The organism is Streptomyces qaidamensis (assembly GCF_001611795.1).
Lineage (GTDB): Bacteria > Actinomycetota > Actinomycetes > Streptomycetales > Streptomycetaceae > Streptomyces > Streptomyces qaidamensis.
Map to the genome: position 1 here is coordinate 1,813,191 of NZ_CP015098.1, position 16,866 is coordinate 1,830,056.

General features: G+C 70.9%; 18 protein-coding genes and 2 pseudogenes. 10 read left to right on the forward strand and 10 right to left on the reverse strand.

Annotated features, from left to right (window positions below; all coding sequences use genetic code 11):
• Positions 1-156 precede the first annotated feature (156 nt).
• Positions 157-531, forward strand: a complete 375-nt coding sequence (locus A4E84_RS07860) for an ArsR/SmtB family transcription factor (protein ID WP_062925848.1) — start codon at positions 157-159, stop codon at positions 529-531.
• 254 nt (positions 532-785) lie between these two features.
• On the opposite strand, the pseudogene A4E84_RS07865 reads toward A4E84_RS07860, so the two are convergent.
• The 3 genes and pseudogenes from A4E84_RS07865 to A4E84_RS07875 form a co-directional block, all read right to left on the reverse strand.
• Positions 786-1,198: pseudogene (locus A4E84_RS07865) on the reverse strand (FAD-dependent oxidoreductase); the annotation flags it as partial.
• 126 nt (positions 1,199-1,324) lie between these two features.
• Complete coding sequence (gene arsB / locus A4E84_RS07870) at positions 1,325-2,434, reverse strand: ACR3 family arsenite efflux transporter (protein WP_062925849.1); 1,110 nt, start codon at positions 2,432-2,434, stop codon at positions 1,325-1,327.
• Positions 2,431-2,739 carry an ArsR/SmtB family transcription factor gene (locus A4E84_RS07875; RefSeq protein ID WP_062925850.1) on the reverse strand — a complete coding sequence of 103 codons (309 nt, stop codon included), beginning with the start codon at positions 2,737-2,739 and terminating at the stop codon, positions 2,431-2,433. Before A4E84_RS07875 ends, arsB begins: the two co-directional genes overlap by 4 nt.
• Positions 2,740-2,826: 87 nt before the next feature.
• Between A4E84_RS07875 and A4E84_RS45465 the strand changes: the two genes are divergently transcribed.
• From A4E84_RS45465 to trxB, 4 genes and pseudogenes are all read left to right on the forward strand, one after another.
• The gene (locus A4E84_RS45465; RefSeq protein WP_335340825.1) at positions 2,827-3,222 is read left to right on the forward strand and encodes a three-helix bundle dimerization domain-containing protein; all 396 of its coding nucleotides are present in this window, start codon (positions 2,827-2,829) and stop codon (positions 3,220-3,222) included.
• A pseudogene (locus A4E84_RS43825) lies at positions 3,114-3,465 on the forward strand (arsenate-mycothiol transferase ArsC). Before A4E84_RS45465 ends, A4E84_RS43825 begins: the two are co-directional and overlap by 109 nt.
• A gap of 47 nt (positions 3,466-3,512) precedes the next feature.
• Entirely contained in the window at positions 3,513-3,932 is a 420-nt protein-coding gene (locus A4E84_RS43830) for an arsenate reductase ArsC (RefSeq protein ID WP_062925851.1), read from the forward strand.
• Between the two features lie 20 nt (positions 3,933-3,952).
• Positions 3,953-4,924, forward strand: a complete 972-nt coding sequence (trxB, locus tag A4E84_RS07890; RefSeq protein ID WP_062931358.1) for a thioredoxin-disulfide reductase — start codon at positions 3,953-3,955, stop codon at positions 4,922-4,924.
• Between the two features lie 125 nt (positions 4,925-5,049).
• Here trxB and A4E84_RS07895 read toward each other — a convergent pair whose 3' ends face one another.
• Positions 5,050-7,536, reverse strand: a complete 2,487-nt coding sequence (locus A4E84_RS07895) for an alpha-L-arabinofuranosidase C-terminal domain-containing protein (protein WP_062925852.1) — start codon at positions 7,534-7,536, stop codon at positions 5,050-5,052.
• Positions 7,537-7,673: 137 nt separating this feature from the next.
• Between A4E84_RS07895 and A4E84_RS07900 the strand changes: the two genes are divergently transcribed.
• Complete coding sequence (locus A4E84_RS07900) at positions 7,674-8,114, forward strand: DUF6314 family protein (RefSeq protein WP_062925853.1); 441 nt, start codon at positions 7,674-7,676, stop codon at positions 8,112-8,114.
• Here A4E84_RS07900 and A4E84_RS07905 read toward each other — a convergent pair.
• The 3 genes from A4E84_RS07905 to A4E84_RS07915 form a co-directional block, all read right to left on the reverse strand.
• Positions 8,096-8,689: a histidine phosphatase family protein gene (locus A4E84_RS07905; RefSeq protein ID WP_062925854.1), complete on the reverse strand. Its 594-nt coding sequence runs from the start codon at positions 8,687-8,689 to the stop codon at positions 8,096-8,098. The genes A4E84_RS07900 and A4E84_RS07905 overlap by 19 nt on opposite strands.
• Before the next feature lie 73 nt (positions 8,690-8,762).
• Entirely contained in the window at positions 8,763-9,203 is a 441-nt protein-coding gene (locus A4E84_RS07910; RefSeq protein ID WP_062925855.1) for a GNAT family N-acetyltransferase, read from the reverse strand.
• Positions 9,204-9,244: 41 nt separating this feature from the next.
• Positions 9,245-10,681: an aminotransferase-like domain-containing protein gene (locus A4E84_RS07915; protein WP_062925856.1), complete on the reverse strand. Its 1,437-nt coding sequence runs from the start codon at positions 10,679-10,681 to the stop codon at positions 9,245-9,247.
• Between A4E84_RS07915 and A4E84_RS07920 the strand changes: the two genes are divergently transcribed.
• Positions 10,680-11,600 (forward strand): DMT family transporter, encoded by a 921-nt coding sequence (locus A4E84_RS07920; RefSeq protein WP_079128898.1) that lies wholly within the window; start codon positions 10,680-10,682, stop codon positions 11,598-11,600. The genes A4E84_RS07915 and A4E84_RS07920 overlap by 2 nt on opposite strands.
• Positions 11,601-11,693: 93 nt before the next feature.
• Entirely contained in the window at positions 11,694-11,894 is a 201-nt protein-coding gene (locus A4E84_RS07925) for a DUF1918 domain-containing protein (RefSeq protein WP_010045242.1), read from the forward strand.
• Position 11,895: 1 nt separating this feature from the next.
• On the opposite strand, the gene A4E84_RS07930 is transcribed toward A4E84_RS07925, so the two are convergent.
• The gene (locus A4E84_RS07930) at positions 11,896-13,125 is read right to left on the reverse strand and encodes a glycoside hydrolase family 10-like protein (RefSeq protein WP_062925857.1); all 1,230 of its coding nucleotides are present in this window, start codon (positions 13,123-13,125) and stop codon (positions 11,896-11,898) included.
• Between the two features lie 180 nt (positions 13,126-13,305).
• Between A4E84_RS07930 and A4E84_RS07935 the strand changes: the two genes are divergently transcribed.
• A complete protein-coding gene (locus tag A4E84_RS07935; RefSeq protein ID WP_079128900.1) occupies positions 13,306-14,181 on the forward strand; it encodes a 3-hydroxybutyryl-CoA dehydrogenase in 876 nt (291 codons plus the stop codon).
• Positions 14,182-14,408: 227 nt separating this feature from the next.
• Positions 14,409-14,666: a hypothetical protein gene (locus A4E84_RS07940; RefSeq protein ID WP_030243880.1), complete on the forward strand. Its 258-nt coding sequence runs from the start codon at positions 14,409-14,411 to the stop codon at positions 14,664-14,666.
• Position 14,667: 1 nt separating this feature from the next.
• Here the strand turns inward: A4E84_RS07940 and A4E84_RS07945 are convergent, their stop codons facing one another.
• Positions 14,668-15,213 carry an NUDIX hydrolase gene (locus A4E84_RS07945; protein WP_062925859.1) on the reverse strand — a complete coding sequence of 182 codons (546 nt, stop codon included), beginning with the start codon at positions 15,211-15,213 and terminating at the stop codon, positions 14,668-14,670.
• A gap of 107 nt (positions 15,214-15,320) precedes the next feature.
• A complete protein-coding gene (locus tag A4E84_RS07950; RefSeq protein ID WP_062925860.1) occupies positions 15,321-16,661 on the reverse strand; it encodes a hypothetical protein in 1,341 nt (446 codons plus the stop codon).
• Positions 16,662-16,866 lie beyond the last annotated feature (205 nt).

Below are 16,866 nucleotides of genomic sequence, written 5' to 3' on the forward strand. Positions count from 1 at the left end.
GATCCTGCCGGCCACCGGATACCGACCCGTCGAACTCCCTGCGCGGCGTGGGCCGTGACGCCGCACAAGTCGCGCGCAGCGTCGCCGCTCGCCTGGCCCGGACCTGAGCCCGCTCGACCCTCGCCCGCATGGTTCGACGTGTGTCAACATAGACGCATGTCGAATACCAAGGTGCTGCCGCTGCTGGAACCCGAGGTTCCCGAGGCCGTGGCGCCGTGCTGCCCGCCGCTCACCGAGCGCCCGTTCACCGCGGAGGAGGCCGAAACGGCGGCGCGGATGTTCAAGGCATTGGGCGACCCGGTGCGGCTGCGGCTGTTCTCGGCTGTGGCTTCGCACGAGGGCGGCGAGGCGTGCGTGTGCGACATCTCCGATGTCGGCGTCTCCCAGCCGACCGTCTCCCACCACCTGAAGAAGCTCAAGGAGGCCGGGCTGCTGACTTCCGAGCGGCGCGGCACCTGGGTCTATTACCGGGTCGAGCCGTCGGTGCTGGCCGCGATGGGCAAACTGTTGACCCTGCCAGCAGTGGCCTGATCCCAGGGAGGGGACGTCGTGGGGTCGGTGACACTGACCATGCCGTCTTCGAGGGTGCGGTTCCATGCCGTGCTGTAGAGCCGCAGTTCTTTCTCGGACAGTTCGAGATCGCCGTGAACTCGCACTGTACTGGTGTCCCAGGGCCGCTTCCCGTCGCGGCGCGGGGTGAGCAGTACACCCAGGGTGGAGGATTCTTCTTCCGTTCGGCCGGTGCGCGAGGTCACTTCGTGGTGTCGCACCCGTATGTAGGCGGAGAAGCGCCGCCACCAGGTGCCGGTGGGCTGATCACCGCTCGGGCGTGCCAGGTGCCCGAGTCCGTCGCCACGCGCAGGGCCGGGCCGTCCCGGTGCACGCCCTGCACCCGCACCGGCCGCTCCACCGGTAGCTCGTAGCGCTTTTCGTACTCGCGCAGGCAGGCGACCACGTGCTCGGCGTCCGGGTACTCCTGGCCCGGCTGCGGTGGCATCAGCCGCCCCGGCAGTGACGAGAAGGCGGCTGGCGAGAACAGGTGCAGCGAGTCCCAGGCGTGTTGCCAGGCGCCGCCCGGCTCGGCCTGGGCGTCGAGGATGACGAAGTCCAGGCCGAGCCTGCGGAGGTGGTAGCCGACGGCGAGCCCGGCCTGGCCGCCGCCGACGATCACCAGCTGTGTGTGCCGGTCGCCCGTCACGAGGTCCGCACCATGCAGTTGGTCTCCGGGCAGCACGCGGCGTGGGCGGCGCAGGCAGCGGCTCCGCACTGGGGCAGACGACCGCGGCGACCTGCGATCCGGTGGCGGTGCAGTCCAGGCAGTGCCTCAGCTCTCCTGCGGTGCCGCTCTCAGCTGCTGACCGGTGCTGAACTTCCGTCGCCAGGCCAGAGAGACGTACACCAGAGCCACCAGCACCGGGACCTCGATCAGGGGGCCGACGACGCCCGACAGGGCCTGGCCGGAGGTGACGCCGAAGGTGGCGATCGCGACCGCGATGGCCAGCTCGAAGTTGTTGCCGGCTGCCGTGAAGGCGAGCGTCGCGGTGCGGTCGTAGGCGAGGCCGATGACCTTGCCGAGGGCGAACGTGCCGAACCACATCAAGGCGAAGTACACCAGCAGCGGCAGCGCGATGCGGGCGACGTCGAGAGGCTGCGTGGTGATCGTCTTCCCTTGCAGGGCGAAGAGGATGACGATCGTGAAGAGCAGGCCGTACAAGGCCCACGGGCCGATCTTCGGAAGAAAGTCGGACTCGTACTTCTCGCGGCCGAGCTTCTGTTCGCCGATGCGGCGGGTGAGGAAGCCGGCCAGCAGCGGGATGCCGAGGAAGATGACGACGTTCGCCGCGATCTTCCACATGGAGATGTCGAGGTGCTCGCCGTTGCCCAGGCCCAGCCAGCCGGGCAGCAGGTCGAGGTAGAACCAGCCCAGCAGGCCGAACGCCAGGACCTGGAAGACTGAGTTCAGCGCCACGAGTACCGCGGCGGCTTCGCGGTCGCCGCAGGCGAGGTCGTTCCAGATGATGACCATCGCGATGCACCGGGCGAGGCCGACGATGATCAGGCCGGTGCGGTACTCGGGCAGGTCCGGCAGGAAGATCCAGGCCAGCGCGAACATGACCGCCGGGCCGACGATCCAGTTGATGACCAGCGACGAGGCCATGAGCCTCGTGTCGCCGGTGACGGCGTCGAGCTTGTCGTAGCGGACCTTGGCCAGCACCGGGTACATCATGATCAGCAGGCCGATGGCGATCGGCAGGGAGATGCCGCCGATCTCGACCTTGGCGAGGGCGTCGTTGAGGCCGGGGACGGCGCGGCCCAGGCCGAGGCCGATGGCCATGGCGAGGAGGATCCACACGGCGAGGAAGCGGTCGAGCGTCGAGAGCTTCGCGACGACCGAGGGCTCCTCGGCGGTTGCGGATGCTTCGGTGGGGGTCACGGGCAGGCCCTCTTGTTGTCGGCGGCGTTGCGAGCGGACTCGGCCAGGTCGTTGAACCGGCCGGCGAGCTGGGCGATGACGTCCGGGCGAAGCCTGTAGTAGGTGTAGCGGCCGCACGGCTCCGTCTCGACGACCCCTGCCTCGCGCAGCACCTTCAGGTGGTTGGAGAGGTTGGTCTGCCGGGCACCGGTCTCCTCCACCAGGTGGGTGGTGCACAGCGTCTCTTTGGCCAGCAAGGTCACGATTCGAAGCCTGAGCGGATCGGCCAGAACCCGGATCAGATCAGTGTCGACTGACGTCAGCATGGGCTGATACTGTCACATCACGCCGAGCTGATACCAGCCGGGGCTGATACCCGGGACTCGCATCCCTCCGCCCCGAAGGGGGTTCCCGTGACCGCATCCCCTCCTCCTGTCCTGCCTGATGAGCGCCTGGCGTCGGGCATCGCCCGTCTCGCCCTGCGCTACCGCGGGCGCTTCTCCCCGGAGACCGTCCAGCGTCTCGTCACCGACTCCTACGAGCGTCTCGCCGAGCACGCCCGTATCCCACCCGCCTGGTCGTGCTGGCCGAGCACCTGGCCACCGAGCGGCTGGACGCGCTCGCGCACGTCGAGGGCGCTCCCGGCTGCGGCCTGCCACGGGTGCTGTTCGTGTGCAGCCACAACGCCGGACGCTCGCAGATGGCCGCCGCCGCCCTGCTCGCACACCGCGCGGGCGGACAGGTGGTCGTATCGTCCGCAGGCACGCTCCCGGCCGCCGAGGTCGAGCCGGTCGTCACCCAGGTGCTGACCGAGGCGGGCGTGGACCTCACGGACGCGTTCCCCCGAGCCGCTGACCGACGAGGTCGTGCAGGCCGCCGACATCGTCATCACCATGGGATGCGGGGACGCCTGCCCCGTCCTGCCGGGCCGCCGCTACCTGGACTGGCCGGTCACCGACCCCGAGGGCGCCCCGACCGCCGTCGTGCGCGGCATCCGCGACGAGATCGACGCCCACATCACCGAACTGCTCGCCTCCCTGCCGAGCACCTGAAGCCGCACCCCGCACCACCGCAAGAACCACTCACGAAGGAAGAACCGATGTCCTCCAGCCCGCTCGCCTCCGTGCTGTTCGTCTGCGTCCACAACGCCGGACGCTCGCAGATGGCTGCCGGATTCCTCTCCCACCTCGCGGGCGACCGGATCGAGGTCCGCTCCGCCGGCTCCATCCCGGGTGACCAGGTCAACCCCTCCGCCGTCGAGGCCATGAAGGAAGTCGGCATCGACATCGCCGACGCCAAGCCGAAGGTCCTCACCACCGAGGCCGTCCAGGCATCCGACTACGTCATCACCATGGGCTGCGGCGACGCCTGCCCGATCTTCCCCGGCAAGAAGTACCTCGACTGGGCCCTGGAAGACCCGGCCGGCAAGGGCGTCGACGCCGTCCGCCCCATCCGCGACGAGATCAAGACCCGCATCGAGGCCCTGATCGCCGAGATCGACGCCAAGCAGGAGGCGTGACCCCAGTGACCGACACCGGCATGCGCGAGGTCATCGTCATCGGCTCCGGCCCCGCCGGGTACACCGCCGCCCTCTATGCAGCCCGCGCCCAGCTCAAGCCGCTCGTCTTCGGCGGCGCCATCTTCGTCGGCGGCTCGCTCACCACGACCTCCGAGGTCGAGAACTTCCCCGGCTTCCCCGAGGGCATCGACGGGCCGGACCTGATGCTGAACATGCGGGCTCAGGCCGAGAAGTTCGGCGCTGAGATCGTCGAGGACGACATCGTCTTCGTCGACCTCACCGGCGATGTCAAAGAGGTAACCGACTCCGCGGGCGCCGTCCACCGGGCCAGGGCAGTGATCGTCGCGACCGGCTCCGGCTACCGCAAGCTCGGCCTGCCCAAGGAGGACGAGCTGTCCGGCAGGGGAGTCTCCTGGTGCGCCACCTGCGACGGCTTCTTCTTCCGCGATCGCGACATCGTGGTCGTCGGCGGCGGCGACACCGCCATGGAGGAAGCCACCTTCCTCAGCCGCTTCGCCAAGTCCGTGACCGTCGTCCACCGTCGCTCCACCCTGCGCGCCTCCCAGGTGATGCAGAACCGCGCCTTCGCCGACGACAAGATCTCCTTCGCCTTCGACAGCGACATCGCAGAGATCAAGGAAGCGGACGGCAAGCTCGCCGGTGTCGTCCTGCGCGATGCGTTCACCGGCAAGACCCGCGACCTGGACGTGACCGGCCTGTTCATCGCGATCGGACACAACCCGCGCACGGAACTGTTCAGGGACCAGCTGGACCTGGACGAGAACGGCTACCTCAAGGTGCAGTCGCCGACCATGCGCACGAACATCCCGGGTGTGTTCGCCGCGGGCGACGTCGTCGACCACATCTACCGCCAGGCGATCACCGCCGCCGGCAGCGGCTGTGCCGCAGCCTTGGACGCCGAGCGATACCTGGCCGCCTTGACCGACGCCGGCTCGGTACCCGCGCAAAGAACCGCCACGGCCGTCGTCTGAACACGCTGCGCGAAGCGGGCCTCACTCGGTTGAGCGAGGCCCGCTTCCCCTGTCCCTCTCAAGACGCGCGGGCGGTGACGGCGCTGTGTGGCCGCTGCCCGGGGCGGCGGCCACACAGCGGGAGGTCACCTCTGCTTGATCCTCAGGAACGTCACGGAGTTCGCCGGGAAGGTGTACGTGAACTTCCCGGCCACCCCCCGGAACGTGGACGTCACCGGCGTCACCGGCGTGTCCGTCTCGGTGTTCACGGCGTCCTCGTCGGCGGCCAGCGTGGTCACGCGGGCCGTGGAGGCGACCTTGGCGCCACCGAGGTCGACGGCCGTACGGGCCTCGGCGGACTGGGCGTTGACGACCTTGACGATCAGGTCACCGGTCTTCGCGTCCTTGGTCACGACCTGGCGGAACGGCTCGGCCGGCTTGTCGTCCTTGAAGCTGCCCCACTCCTTGCCGTCGAGGAACAGGGTGACCTGACGGCCGCGGACCTTGATGTCGATGTCGTAGGCCCGGCCGGTCTCGATCGACCCGGGCTTCGTCATCAGGGTGCCCTTGCCGCCGTCCACGGCCTGTTCGATCGCGGACTGGGTGTTGTTCCAGCCGCCCAGGTTCCACCAGTAGTAGTTGCCGGTGTCCTTGACGCCGAAGGCGACGAGGAAGCCCTCCTTGCCGGACTTCTTGGTGGCCTTCACATGCAGGTCGTAGTCCTTCCAGGCCGGGTCGCCCGCCGTGACCAGGGTGTTCTCGGCGGCGGTGTCGGTCTGGACGTAGGCCCCGTCCTGGACGCTCCAGCTGCCCGCGCCGGAGTGCTTCCACTTCGAGGCGTCACCGGAGAAGTCGTCGCTCAGCAGGGTCGAGCCGTCCGCCGAAGTGACCAGCACGTCGTCGTACGCGGCGCTGGTCGCCCACGTCGACAGGCCGACGGCGCCGGTGATCGGGCCGCTGACGTTCGGCGTGGTCGTGGCCTTCGACGGGACGACGCGGTCGCCGACGTTGGTCATGAACAGCTTCTGGACCTCGTAGTTGGCCGAGTTCCAGGAGGCCCGGTTGTTGAACCAGATCATGTCCGGGCGCCACTGCACGTAGTCCTCGTTGGCGAGCAGCGGGGCGTACGAGGCGAGCTTGACGACGTCCGCGTTGCGCTCCAGTCCGGTCATGAAGGCGGCTTCGGTCAGGCCGTTCTTCCAGGCGTTGCCCTGGGAGGCGTACTCCCCGAGGAAGACCTTGGGGCCGCTGCGGTCGTAGGAGTCGTAGCGGTCGTTGTTCTGCAGGAACCAGTTCGGGCTGTTGTAGTAGTGCTCGTCGACCATGTCGACCTTGCCCTCGCGGTTGAGCTGCCAGGCGGTGTCGAAGGTCGTGCCGGCGTCGTCCGGGCCCGAGTTGGAGATGACGGTGATGTCCGGGTACTTCGCCTTGATGGCCGTCCGGAACCGTTCGAAGCGGGCGAAGAACTCCTTGGGGAGGTTCTCCTCGTTGCCGACCCCGATGTGGGTGAGGTGGAAGGGCTTGGGGTGGCCCATCCGCGCGCGCACCTTGCCCCACGTGGAGGTCGCCGGTCCGTTGGCGAACTCGATGAGGTCGAGGGTGTCCTGGATGTGCCGCTTGAGCAGCGCCTCGTCGTCGGTGGCCTTGTTCTGGCCGCAGCCGGTCACCAGGGCGGGGACGACGGGCAGCGGCATCGCGCCGACGTCCTCGGAGAAGCGGAAGTACTCGTAGTAGCCGAGACCGTAGCTCTGGTTGTAACCCCAGAAGTTGGCGTTGGTGGCGCGCTGCTCTACGGGTCCGATGGTGTCCTTCCACTGGTAGCTGCGCTTGCGCTGCCAGTTCGAGGCCTCGCTGTAGTCCTCCATGGAGCCGGTGTTGACCAGGCAGCCGCCGGGGAACCGCACGAAGCCGGGCTTGAGGGCGGCGATCTTCTCGGCGAGGTCCTTGCGCAGGCCGTTCGGCTGGTTCTTGTAGGTGTCGCGCGGGAACAGCGACACCTCGTCGAGCGCGGCGGCGTCCGACGAGGCGACGGCGAGACGGCCGCGGTTGCTGGTGCGGGTCGCGGTGAAGGTGGCCTCGTACTTGGCCCAGCCGCCCTTCACGGCGACCTGGCGGGCGGTGGCGAGGGTGCCCGCGGTGTCCTTCAGGGAGACCGTGAGCGTGGCACCGCTCGCGGCGCGGGCCCAGACGGAGAAGTCGTACCGCTTGCCCTTGTCGACCCGGATGCCGGTGTTGTAGCCGGCGTTCGTGACGGACGAGCCGGCGCCCAGGGAGAGGTAGTTGCGGTTGCGCTCGTTGAGGCGACCCGAGTCGTTCACGACCTCGGCCGTGCCGCCGACCGCCCACGAGGTCAGGGGCGTGTAGGAGCCGTTGTCGGCGGTGGAGTACTCGAAGGACCGGTTCTGCACGAGCTCGGCGTACAGACCTCCGTCGGCGGCCCGGTTGATGTCCTCGAAGAAGACGCCGTACATCGTGTCGTCGATCGTGGCACCCCGGGCGGACGGGTCGACGGTGATCGCGTAGTCGGTGACGTCCTCGGCGTGCGCGGGGGCCGGTATGAGGGCTGCTGCCGTCAGGAGGGCGGTGGCCGTGAGGCCGACTCTCCATCGGGTGCGGGCGGCGGTGCGTGGCATGGATACTCCGCGGCTCTCTGGTAGAGGAGTGTTCGAAATATCAGACATTGATCAGCACTTCGAACGGCAAGATAGGGAGGGGGCGGATGCGCGTCAATGGGTCGCGCAGCAACGCGTGGGGCGGAGAGCGGTACGGGATGGGCGAGTTCTGGCCAGTGCCGGACGTGCTGGTGTATCTGGCCGGGCGCTGGCGCGTGACACGGTCGGTGCGGGATCTCGCGAGCGGCGCGGAGGGTGAGTTCACCGGCACCACCGAGTTCCGCACGGAGGAGACCGGCGGGCTGCTGCACCACGAGTCCGGCATCTTCGTCTGGCAGGGCGTCCCCCGGCCCGCGGAGCGGACTCTGCGGTTCCTGCCGGGTCCGGGCGGCACGGCGGACGTGCGGTTCGCCGACGGCAGGCCGTTCCACGACCTGGACCTGACGTCCGGCCGGCATCGCGCCGGCCATCCCTGCTCGGCGGACCTCTACCGCGGGGAGTTCACCGTCCTCGACGCGGACCACTGGCGGACGGTGTGGCAGGTCCGCGGCCCCGCCAAGGACCTGGTGCTGCGCACCGGCTACGCGCGCGAGGGCTGAGCCGACGCCCCGTCGAAGCGCAGGTTCCAGCGTCCCGCCCGGCCCGTCACGGACGTCGTCGACAGGGGGCGGACATCGATGTTCCAGTACGTCGAGGGCGGTGCCTTCAGGGCGTACACCAGGGCCGCCCGGATCACGGACGGCTCGGCCACCGCCACGACCCGGCAGCCGTCCTCGACGGGCCGGGTGTCGAGCCAGCCGCCGACCCGGGTGATGAAGTCGACCAGCGACTCACCGCCGTGCGGTGTGGCGCGCGGGTCGGCGAGCCAGGCGTCCACGGCATCCGGCTCCCGGGCCATCGCCTCGCCCAGGGTCAGCCCGCGCCACCGGCCCATGTCGCAGTCGCGCAGGCCGAGCTGCACGAGCGGCGCGTACCCGAGCCCCTCCCCCGTCGCCCGGCTGCGCGGAGTCGGCGAGCAGTAGCGCAGTTCGGCCGCGGCGAGCGGCAGCAGCTCCTGCGCGACCCGCTCCACCTCGGCCCAGCCGGCCTGGTCCAGCGGCTGCTCGTCCTCGAAACGCTCGGCGAGCACCGGGGAGCTGCGCGCGGCGGCGACGAAGGTGACCCGAAGTGGCATGCGGCGATGGTGGACGCAGCAAGTACGCAGGTCAAGAGGTGTTACCTACGAGTTACCGAGGGTGCGCCGGCCCTCACGGGCCGAAGACCAGCGCCATCCAGTCCCCGGGGCGCTCCAGTGCCGCGAACCCGTGCCGCGCGTACACCCCGTGGGCGTCGTGCGTGGCGAGCAGCACCCGCCGCACCCCGTACGACCGCAGCTCGTCCCGTACGGCGGCCACGAGCGCACCGCCGACGCCCTTGCCGCGCACCGACGGATCGACGTACACGTCACACAGCCACCCGAAGGTCGCCCGGTCGGTGATCACCCGGGCGTAGGCGACCTGCTTCCCCGACACCGTCTCGTACACGCCGAAGTTGAGCGACCCCTCGATCGCCCGGTCCTGCTTCTCCCGGGTGCGCCCCAGCGCCCAGTACGCGTCGGTGGACAGCCAGTGATGCACGCGCTCGCGGTCGACGCGGGCGGGGTCGGTGGAGATCTCGCAGCCCTCGGGCAGGCTCGGGGTGTCGGTCATGGCCGCGATGGTCGCAGGCGGCCCGCAGGAGCGTCGAACGGTTATCGCAGCACCTCGTCGCAGGCCCTGCGCAGCCGTCGTACGCCCTCGGCGATCTCCCCGGTCCCGGCGACCGCCGCGAAGCTCAGCCGCAGGTGTGCGGCCGGTGGTTCGGCGCTGAAGTACGGGCGGCCGGGCGTGAGGGCGACGCCGGCCCGCAGGGCCGCGGAGGTCAGGGCCGACTCGTCCGTGCCGTCGGGCAGGCGGGGCCACAGGTGGTAGCCGCCGGACGGGACGTGCGGCAGGACGAGCTCCGGCAGGTGCAGGGCGAGGGCGCCGGTCATCGCGTCCCGGCGGGCCTTCAACTCCGCGGAGACGGCCCGCAGATGACGCGGCCAGGCGGGCGAGCCGACGAGTTCCAGTGCGGCCTCCTGGAGGGGGCGCGGCACGAAGAACGTGTCGACGACCTGGATGGCCCGCAGCCGCTCCAGGACCGGCCCCCGCGCGGCCAGGGCGCTGACCCGGAAGCTGGGCGAGGTCGCCTTGGTGAGCGAGGAGACGTGGACGACGACACCGTCGGGGTCGTCGGCGGCCAGGGGGCGCGGCAGCGGCCCCGCGTCCTCGTGCACCAGCCGCCGCACGAAGTCGTCCTCGACGACGAACGCGCCCGCCTCCCGGGCGATGCGCAGCACCTCGGCGCGCCGCCCGGGCGCCAGGACCGCGCCGGTGGGGTTCTGGAAGAGCGGCTGGCAGACGAAGGCCGGGGCGCCGGTGGCACGGAACGCGTCCGCGAGCAGCTCCGGCCGCACCCCGTCGGCGTCCACCGGGACGGGGACCGGGCGCAGGCCCGCCGCCCGGGCGATGGCGAGCATGCCGGGGTAGGTCGGCGACTCGACCAGGACGGGGGCGCCGGGCGGGGCGAGCGCACGCAGGGCGGTGGTGAGCGCGGACTGCCCGCCGGCGGTGATCAGCACCTCGGCGGCCGTGACCGCGCCGCCGATGCTCCGCGCGAACCATTCGCGCAGCTCCGGCAGCCCCTCCATGGGCGGGCGCCCCCAGGCGCCGGGACGGCGCCCGGCCCGTGAGAGGGCGGCGGCCATCGCCCGCTCCGGCTGCAGCGACGGGTGCAGATAGCCGCCGTTGAACTCGATCACGCCGGGCGGCGGCGCGGCAAGCGACACCAGCACCCCGGAGGCGTCGACCGAGCGCGGCACGAGGTCGGCGGCACCGTCGGCGCTGAGCGCGACCTCCTGCCAGGAGGTGTCCCCGGCAGGGGCCGCTGCGGTGCGGGCCTGCGCGCGGAACGCGCCCGCGCCGGGCCGGGTGACCACCAGCCCCTCGGCGGCGAGCTGCGCCAGGGCCCGTGACACCGTCACCGGGCTCACCCGGAACCGCTCGACGAGCGCCCGGCTCGACGGCAGCTTTCCACCGGGCGAGTAGCGGTCGAGCTCTCGCCTCAGCTGTTCGGCCAGTTCGCCTACACTGCTACGCTCTTGCATGAGAGCAGAGAGTAGCGCTACTACGACGTCCCCGATAGCAGTCTCCCTCTCGGGACCGGAGCGCCCCGGGCTCGGCACCCTTCAGGCCGCCCTCGGCGTCGTCGCCTTCTCCCTCACGTTCCCGGCCACCGCCTGGGGGCTGGAGGGCTTCGGGCCCTGGTCGCTGGTCGCCGTGCGGAGCGTTCTGGCCGCGGTGATCGCGGGCGGCTGTCTGCTGGCCCTGCGGGTGCCGCTCCCCGCCCGCCGGCACTGGCCGGGGCTCGCTGTCGTCGGGGCCGGTGTCGTCCTCGGGTTCCCCCTGCTCACCACGCTCGCACTGGAGACCTCCACCACCGCGCACGCCGCCGTCGTGGTCGGGCTGCTGCCGCTGACGACCGCTCTCTTCTCGGCGCTGCGTGTGGGCACCCGGCCCTCGCGCACCTTCTGGACCGCCGCCCTCGCGGGCGCGGCGGCGGTGCTGGCCTTCACCGTGCAGCAGAGCGGCGGCGCCCTGACCACCGCCGACCTGTACCTCTTCGCCGCGCTGCTGGTGTGCGCGGCCGGCTACACCGAGGGCGGCCGCCTGGCCCGGGTCATGCCGGGCTGGCAGGTGATCGGCTGGGCGCTGGTGCTGTGCCTGCCGCTGACCGTGCCCGTCGCCGCGTTCGCCCTGGCGCAGGAGCCCGTGCACCTGACCGCGCACAGCGTCACCGGGCTGCTGTGGGTCGCGGCGGGCTCACAGTTCGCCGGGCTGGTCGTCTGGTACCGCGGCATGGCGGCCATCGGTATCCCCAAGGCCAGCCAGTTGCAGCTCGCCCAGCCACTGCTCACACTGGTGTGGTCGGTGCTGCTGCTGGGCGAGCACCTCACGGTCGCCGCCCCGCTGACGGCCGCGGCGGTGCTGGTCTGCATCGCCGTCACACAGCGATCACGCGGCTGAGCGGGACGGCGCACGGCTCCTGCCGGCAAGCGCCCCCCGCCGTAGACTCGGAGGCCACGGACCGCTGCTCCGCACATCGTGAGGAGGCCCCAGATGCGCGCAACCGTGGGCGACCAGCTTGTCCAGCACGGCAGGGTGGTCGGTCAGCACGACAAGGTCGGCGAGATCGTCGAAGTGCTCGGCCAGGAGGGCAATCCCCCGTACCGCGTCCGGTTCGAGGACGGGCACGAGGGCGTGTGTTCGCCGGGTCCGGACACCGAGATCCGGCACAGGGAGACCACGACCGGGCCGTGACTCAGCGCGGGGGCGGCACCGGCTGCCCGTAGTGGTCGGCGACGACCCGCGCCATCGCCCCGATCCGGTCGGCCGCCACGTCCCTGGCGGCGAAGTAGACGTGTCCGCGCACCTGCGGGTACTCCCCGGCCAGCGTCAGGTGCCGGGAGAGTTCGTCCGTCTCGTGCCACGCCGCGGGCTGGGCCGGGTCACCGGCTTTGTACAGCGCCTCCCCCACGTAGAGCTGCGTCGTGCTGCCGCGCGCGACCTCCGCCCACCAGGGCAGCAGCTTCGCGTAGTCGGCGGCGGCGAAGCCGATGTTCCAGTACAGCTGCGGGACGATGTAGTCGATCCAGCCCTCGCGCACCCATTTCCGCGTGTCCGCGTGCAGATCGTCGTACGTCTCCACACCCGCCTTCGTGTCCGAGCCGAGCGGGTCGGTCCCGGCGTTGCGCCACACGCCGAAGGGGCTGATGCCGAAGCGGGCGCCCGGCCGGATTTCCTTGACCCGGTCCGCCGTCTCCCGCACCAGCCGGTCGATGTTGTCCCGCCGCCAGGCGGCCCGGTCCGGGAAGCCGCCGCCGTGCTCGTCGTAGGCCGCGTCGTCGTCGAAGCCCTCCCCCGCCACGGGGTACGGGTAGAAGTAGTCGTCGAAGTGGACGCCGTCCACGGGGTACTTCGCCACCGCGTCGAGCATCGCGTCCTCGACGAAGGCGCGGACCTCGGGCAGCCCCGGGTTGTAGAAGAGCTTCCCGCCGTACGTCACCACCCAGTCGGGGTTCTCCCGGGCGGGGTGGGACGCGGCGAGCCGGGTCGGGTCGGCGTGTGCGGCGACCCGGTACGGGTTGAACCAGGCGTGCAGGTGGAGGCCCCGCGCATGCGCCTCCTGGACCGCCGTACCCAGCGGGTCCCAGCCGGGGTCCTCGCCCTGGGTGCCGGTGAGGTACTGCGACCAGGGCTCGTACGGCGAGGGCCACAGGGCGTCCGCCGTGGGCCGGACCTGGAAGAACACGGTGTTGAGCCGGTTGCGGACCGCCGTGTCGAGGTGGGTGAGCAGTTCGGCCCGCTGCTGCGAGGCGGTCAGCCCCGGCTTCGACGGCCAGTCGCGGTTGGCCACGGACGCGATCCAGACACCCCGCATCTCGGGGTCCGGGGCGCCGCCCCGGCGGCCGGTCGCGGCCGACGCCCGAGGCATCATCGTGAAAGCCGACAGCGCCGCCACCGCGAACGCCCTGCGTGAGACTCGTCCCATCCGCATGCCCCAAAAAGCCGCGGATCCGCCCGGCCGCGGATCGCTCCGGGCCCAGCATGCCCGAAGCGGACCCGACCCCGGCGATCGATCATCGATACTTGGCGGTAACGTGCACGATCGGAGCAGGCACCGGGACCCGGCGAGTCTGCCCGGACGTGGATCAGCAGCGAAAGGGACGATGTGACGGACACCCCAGCGGGAGACATTGCACGCGTCGGAGTCGTGGGCTGCGGTCAGATGGGCGCGGGGATCGCCGAGGTGTGCGCCCGGGCCGGCCTGGACGTCATGGTCGCCGAGACCACCGGCGAGGCCCTGGAGATCGGCCGTACCCGGCTGTTCACCTCCCTGGCCAAGGCCGCCGAACGCGGCAAGATCACCGAGGAGGAGCAGGAGGCCACGCTGGCCCGCCTGAGCTTCACCACGGACCTCGGCGAATTCGCCGACCGTGACCTCGTGATCGAGGCCGTCGTCGAGAACGAGCAGGTCAAGACCGAGATCTTCCAGGTGCTCGACCAGGTCGTGACCCGGCCTGACGCGATCCTGGCGTCCAACACCTCCTCGATCCCGTTGGTGAAGCTGGCGGTGGCGACGTCGCGGCCCGACCAGGTCATCGGCATCCACTTCTTCAACCCGGCCCCGGTGCAGAAGCTCGTCGAGCTGATCCCCGCGCTGACCACGTCCGAGGGCACCATCGGCCGCGCGCAGCTGTTCACGGAGAAGCTGCTGGGCAAGCACGCGATCCGCGCCCAGGACCGCTCCGGCTTCGTGGTCAACGCGCTGCTGATCCCATACCTGCTCTCCGCGATCCGGATGTTCGAGACGGGCATCGCCAGCCGCGAGGACATCGACAACGGCATGGAAATGGGCTGCGCCCACCCGATGGGCCCGCTGAAGCTGTCCGACCTGATCGGCCTGGACACGGTCGCCTCGGTCGCGCAGTCCATGTACGAGGAGTACAAGGAGCCCCTGTACGCCGCTCCCCCGCTCCTGCAGCGGATGGTCGACGCTGGCCGGCTGGGCCGCAAGTCGGGCTCGGGCTTCTACACGTACGCCTGACCGCCGCTCCCACCCGCCTCCTTCCCGAGGCCGATTACGGACGGTCAGATTTCGGCCACCTCGCGGGCCCGGCACCGGATTTGGTGCCGGGCCCGCGGCATTCACACACCGTGTGCGCGCCGGGCTCGCATATGCCCTACGCACACTCTCCCCAGGCGCCCACCAGGCGAGTTGACTCCTCATGCGCATGCAAGGGATGTGAAACGACTACGGAAAGGAGCGGAATCGTGACCGCCGATCCCGAGCATCCCGTCGTTCATGGAGAACTCGCAGAGTTACGACGCCGCCTCGATGTGGCCTACGCCCGCGTCGAGGGCGGACTGGCTCTGCTCAGCCACCGCACCGAGGAGACCGCCAAGGAGATCGAGGAGCTCAACACCCGGATCCACACGCTCGAACACGCGCGCTGGCCGCTGCCCGCGGTCGCCGCCCTCACCGCCGTGGGTGCCCTCGTCATGGCGATCTGGCAGGCGCTGGGCCGTTGACTCAGGGCAGCGTGTCCTGACCGAGCCTGAGATGGTGCAGCAGTAGTAACGCGGCCGCCATGTTGGCGGCCGGGACCTCGCCGCGGGCGACCATGTCGGGGACGAGCTTGAGAGGCACCCATTCCCGGCGGTCCGACTCGAAGTCGTCCACGGGGTGCCCGACGTAGTCGCCCTCGTCGGCCCAGTACACGTGGTGCCGGGCGTCGGTGAGCCCGTTGGACGGCTCCACGCTCATGAGGTGGCGCAGGGGTCCCGGCCGCCAGCCGGTCTCCTCCTCCAGTTCCCTGGCGGCCGCGCGGGCGACGTCCTCGCCGTCCTCGACGACCCCTGCCGCGAGTTCCCACCCCCAGCTGTCGGTGATGAAGCGGTGCCGCCAGAGCAGCAGCACCTCGTTGGCCTCGTTCACGACCGTGGCCACCGCAACGGGCCGCAGTCGTATGAGGAAGTGGTCCAGGTGCCGGCCGTCCGGCAGTTCGACATCCGCGAGATTGACGCTGAACCAGCGGTTTGAGTACACAGTTTGCTCGTTGTGTTTCGTCCACTGCACGGTTCTGCCACCTTCCGTCGAGTAAGTGGCAATATCGCAGCAGGGACGGAGGGACAGCAGGCGCACGGGAAGCGCCTCGGAGCGACCCCGGGCACCACCGCCCGGATCTACAACGGTACGCGCAGCGCCCCATCGATGAGTTCGGCGGCCTCGGCCGTGCCCGCGCCGCCACTGCGCACCAGGTGCTCCCGCACCGCGCGCAGCCGGTCGCGCAGCCGCTGGGACTCCATGCCCCGGGCCTGTTCGGCCATCTGCACGGCGATGACCACCGCCTTGTCGGCGTTGCCCTGCCGCAGCTCGATGGTGCTGAGCATGGCCAGCCGGTGCACCCGGCCGCGGTCGTGCGCCGGGTTGTCGACGGCGGCCGCGGCATGCTCCCCGGCGGCCGCGATCTCCCCGAGGCTCAGCAGCGCCTCCGCCACCTGGACGTTGACGAGCCCGGGCTGGACATAACCGGTCTCGTCCGGCTCGTAGCCGCGCCGGATGCGCTCGGCGGACTGCTCGGCCCGCCGGATGCAGGACAGGGCGCTGCCGCCGTCACCGAGATGCGCGTACGCCTTGGCCTGCATCGCGTAGAGGTCAGAGGCGAGCGCCGGGGTGATGTGCTTGCCGGCGGCCCGCAGCGCCGCCTCCGCGAAGGCGACGGACTGCCGGTACTCCCGCATGAACAGCGACTGGTTGACGAGCAGGGCGATCACATACGCCCCCAGGCCCCGGTCCCCGCTGGCCTTGGCCAGCCGCAGTGCCTGGTGGAAGTAGCGCTGGGCGAGCCCGTGCGCGTCGGAGTCGTAGGCGCAGATGCCGGCGACCGCCACCAACCCGCCTGTGGCGCGGTGCAGTTGACGGCCCGTCTCGTCGGTGTAGCTGCCGCGCAGCAGCGGTGCGGCCTCGGCGTTGAGGAAGCCGACGATCCGGGCCCGCGTGGCGATGCCCCCAGCCTTGCGGTACAGCTGCTCGTAGTGCGTCCGGGCGGCCCGCAGCATCTCCAGGTCGCCCGGGGTGACCCGGTGTCTGCCGCCGCGGGAGACGTCCACGTCCTCGGGCGGGTTCTCCCACTCCCACACCGGCATCACGGCAGGCGTGCCGGTGAGCGCGGGCGCGCCCAGGATGTGCGGGCGCTGCTGCTGGTCGGAGCGCCACAGCGCGGTGGCCCGTTCGACGAAGCCGGACAGGGAACCGGTGTGCGGGGCGGACGGCTCGCCGGGCACGCCGAGGCCGATGTCGTCGAGGGTCACCTGCCGCTGCAGCCGGGCCGCGAGCACCTCGCAGATCAGGTCGGGCACCTGGCCCCGGGGACGCTGCCCCTTCAACCACCGGGCGACGGCGGTGTGTTCGTACCTCAGGGACAGGCCACGCGCCCGTCCCGCCTGGTTGACGTGTGCGGCCAGCCCCGCGTGCGAGATCCCCGCCTCGTCCAGGATCGCGTCGAGCAGAGTGTTGGGCTGCATGTGGGCCCCCCGGGTGGCTCGGTGCGGCCAGGTTAGTGGGTCCGCCTTCACACGGGGTGTGAACGGAGTGCTCGAATCCGCAGGGTGCGCGCACTGTCGCTGAGAGTCGCCGACCGGTTGACTGAACTGCCTCGAAAGAGGCCGGCCGGGCCGCCGGCTCCCCCTCGTACAGTGCGGCGGCCCGCACCCGCCGTCCGCCCGGCCG

What these genes read in the sequence shown, in the direction of transcription:
- A4E84_RS07860 (WP_062925848.1), top strand. Translation starts at nt 157, where the DNA reads ATGTCGAATACCAAGGTGCTGCCGCTGCTGGAACCCGAGGTTCCCGAG.
- A4E84_RS07875 (WP_062925850.1), bottom strand. Translation starts at nt 2,739, where the DNA reads ATGCTGACGTCAGTCGACACTGATCTGATCCGGGTTCTGGCCGATCCG.
- A4E84_RS43830 (WP_062925851.1), top strand. Translation starts at nt 3,513, where the DNA reads ATGTCCTCCAGCCCGCTCGCCTCCGTGCTGTTCGTCTGCGTCCACAAC.
- trxB (WP_062931358.1), top strand. Translation starts at nt 3,953, where the DNA reads ATGCGCGAGGTCATCGTCATCGGCTCCGGCCCCGCCGGGTACACCGCC.
- A4E84_RS07895 (WP_062925852.1), bottom strand. Translation starts at nt 7,536, where the DNA reads ATGCCACGCACCGCCGCCCGCACCCGATGGAGAGTCGGCCTCACGGCC.
- A4E84_RS07900 (WP_062925853.1), top strand. Translation starts at nt 7,674, where the DNA reads ATGGGCGAGTTCTGGCCAGTGCCGGACGTGCTGGTGTATCTGGCCGGG.
- A4E84_RS07905 (WP_062925854.1), bottom strand. Translation starts at nt 8,689, where the DNA reads ATGCCACTTCGGGTCACCTTCGTCGCCGCCGCGCGCAGCTCCCCGGTG.
- A4E84_RS07910 (WP_062925855.1), bottom strand. Translation starts at nt 9,203, where the DNA reads ATGACCGACACCCCGAGCCTGCCCGAGGGCTGCGAGATCTCCACCGAC.
- A4E84_RS07920 (WP_079128898.1), top strand. Translation starts at nt 10,680, where the DNA reads ATGAGAGCAGAGAGTAGCGCTACTACGACGTCCCCGATAGCAGTCTCC.
- A4E84_RS07915 (WP_062925856.1), bottom strand. Translation starts at nt 10,681, where the DNA reads ATGCAAGAGCGTAGCAGTGTAGGCGAACTGGCCGAACAGCTGAGGCGA.
- A4E84_RS07925 (WP_010045242.1), top strand. Translation starts at nt 11,694, where the DNA reads ATGCGCGCAACCGTGGGCGACCAGCTTGTCCAGCACGGCAGGGTGGTC.
- A4E84_RS07930 (WP_062925857.1), bottom strand. Translation starts at nt 13,125, where the DNA reads ATGGGACGAGTCTCACGCAGGGCGTTCGCGGTGGCGGCGCTGTCGGCT.
- A4E84_RS07950 (WP_062925860.1), bottom strand. Translation starts at nt 16,661, where the DNA reads ATGCAGCCCAACACTCTGCTCGACGCGATCCTGGACGAGGCGGGGATC.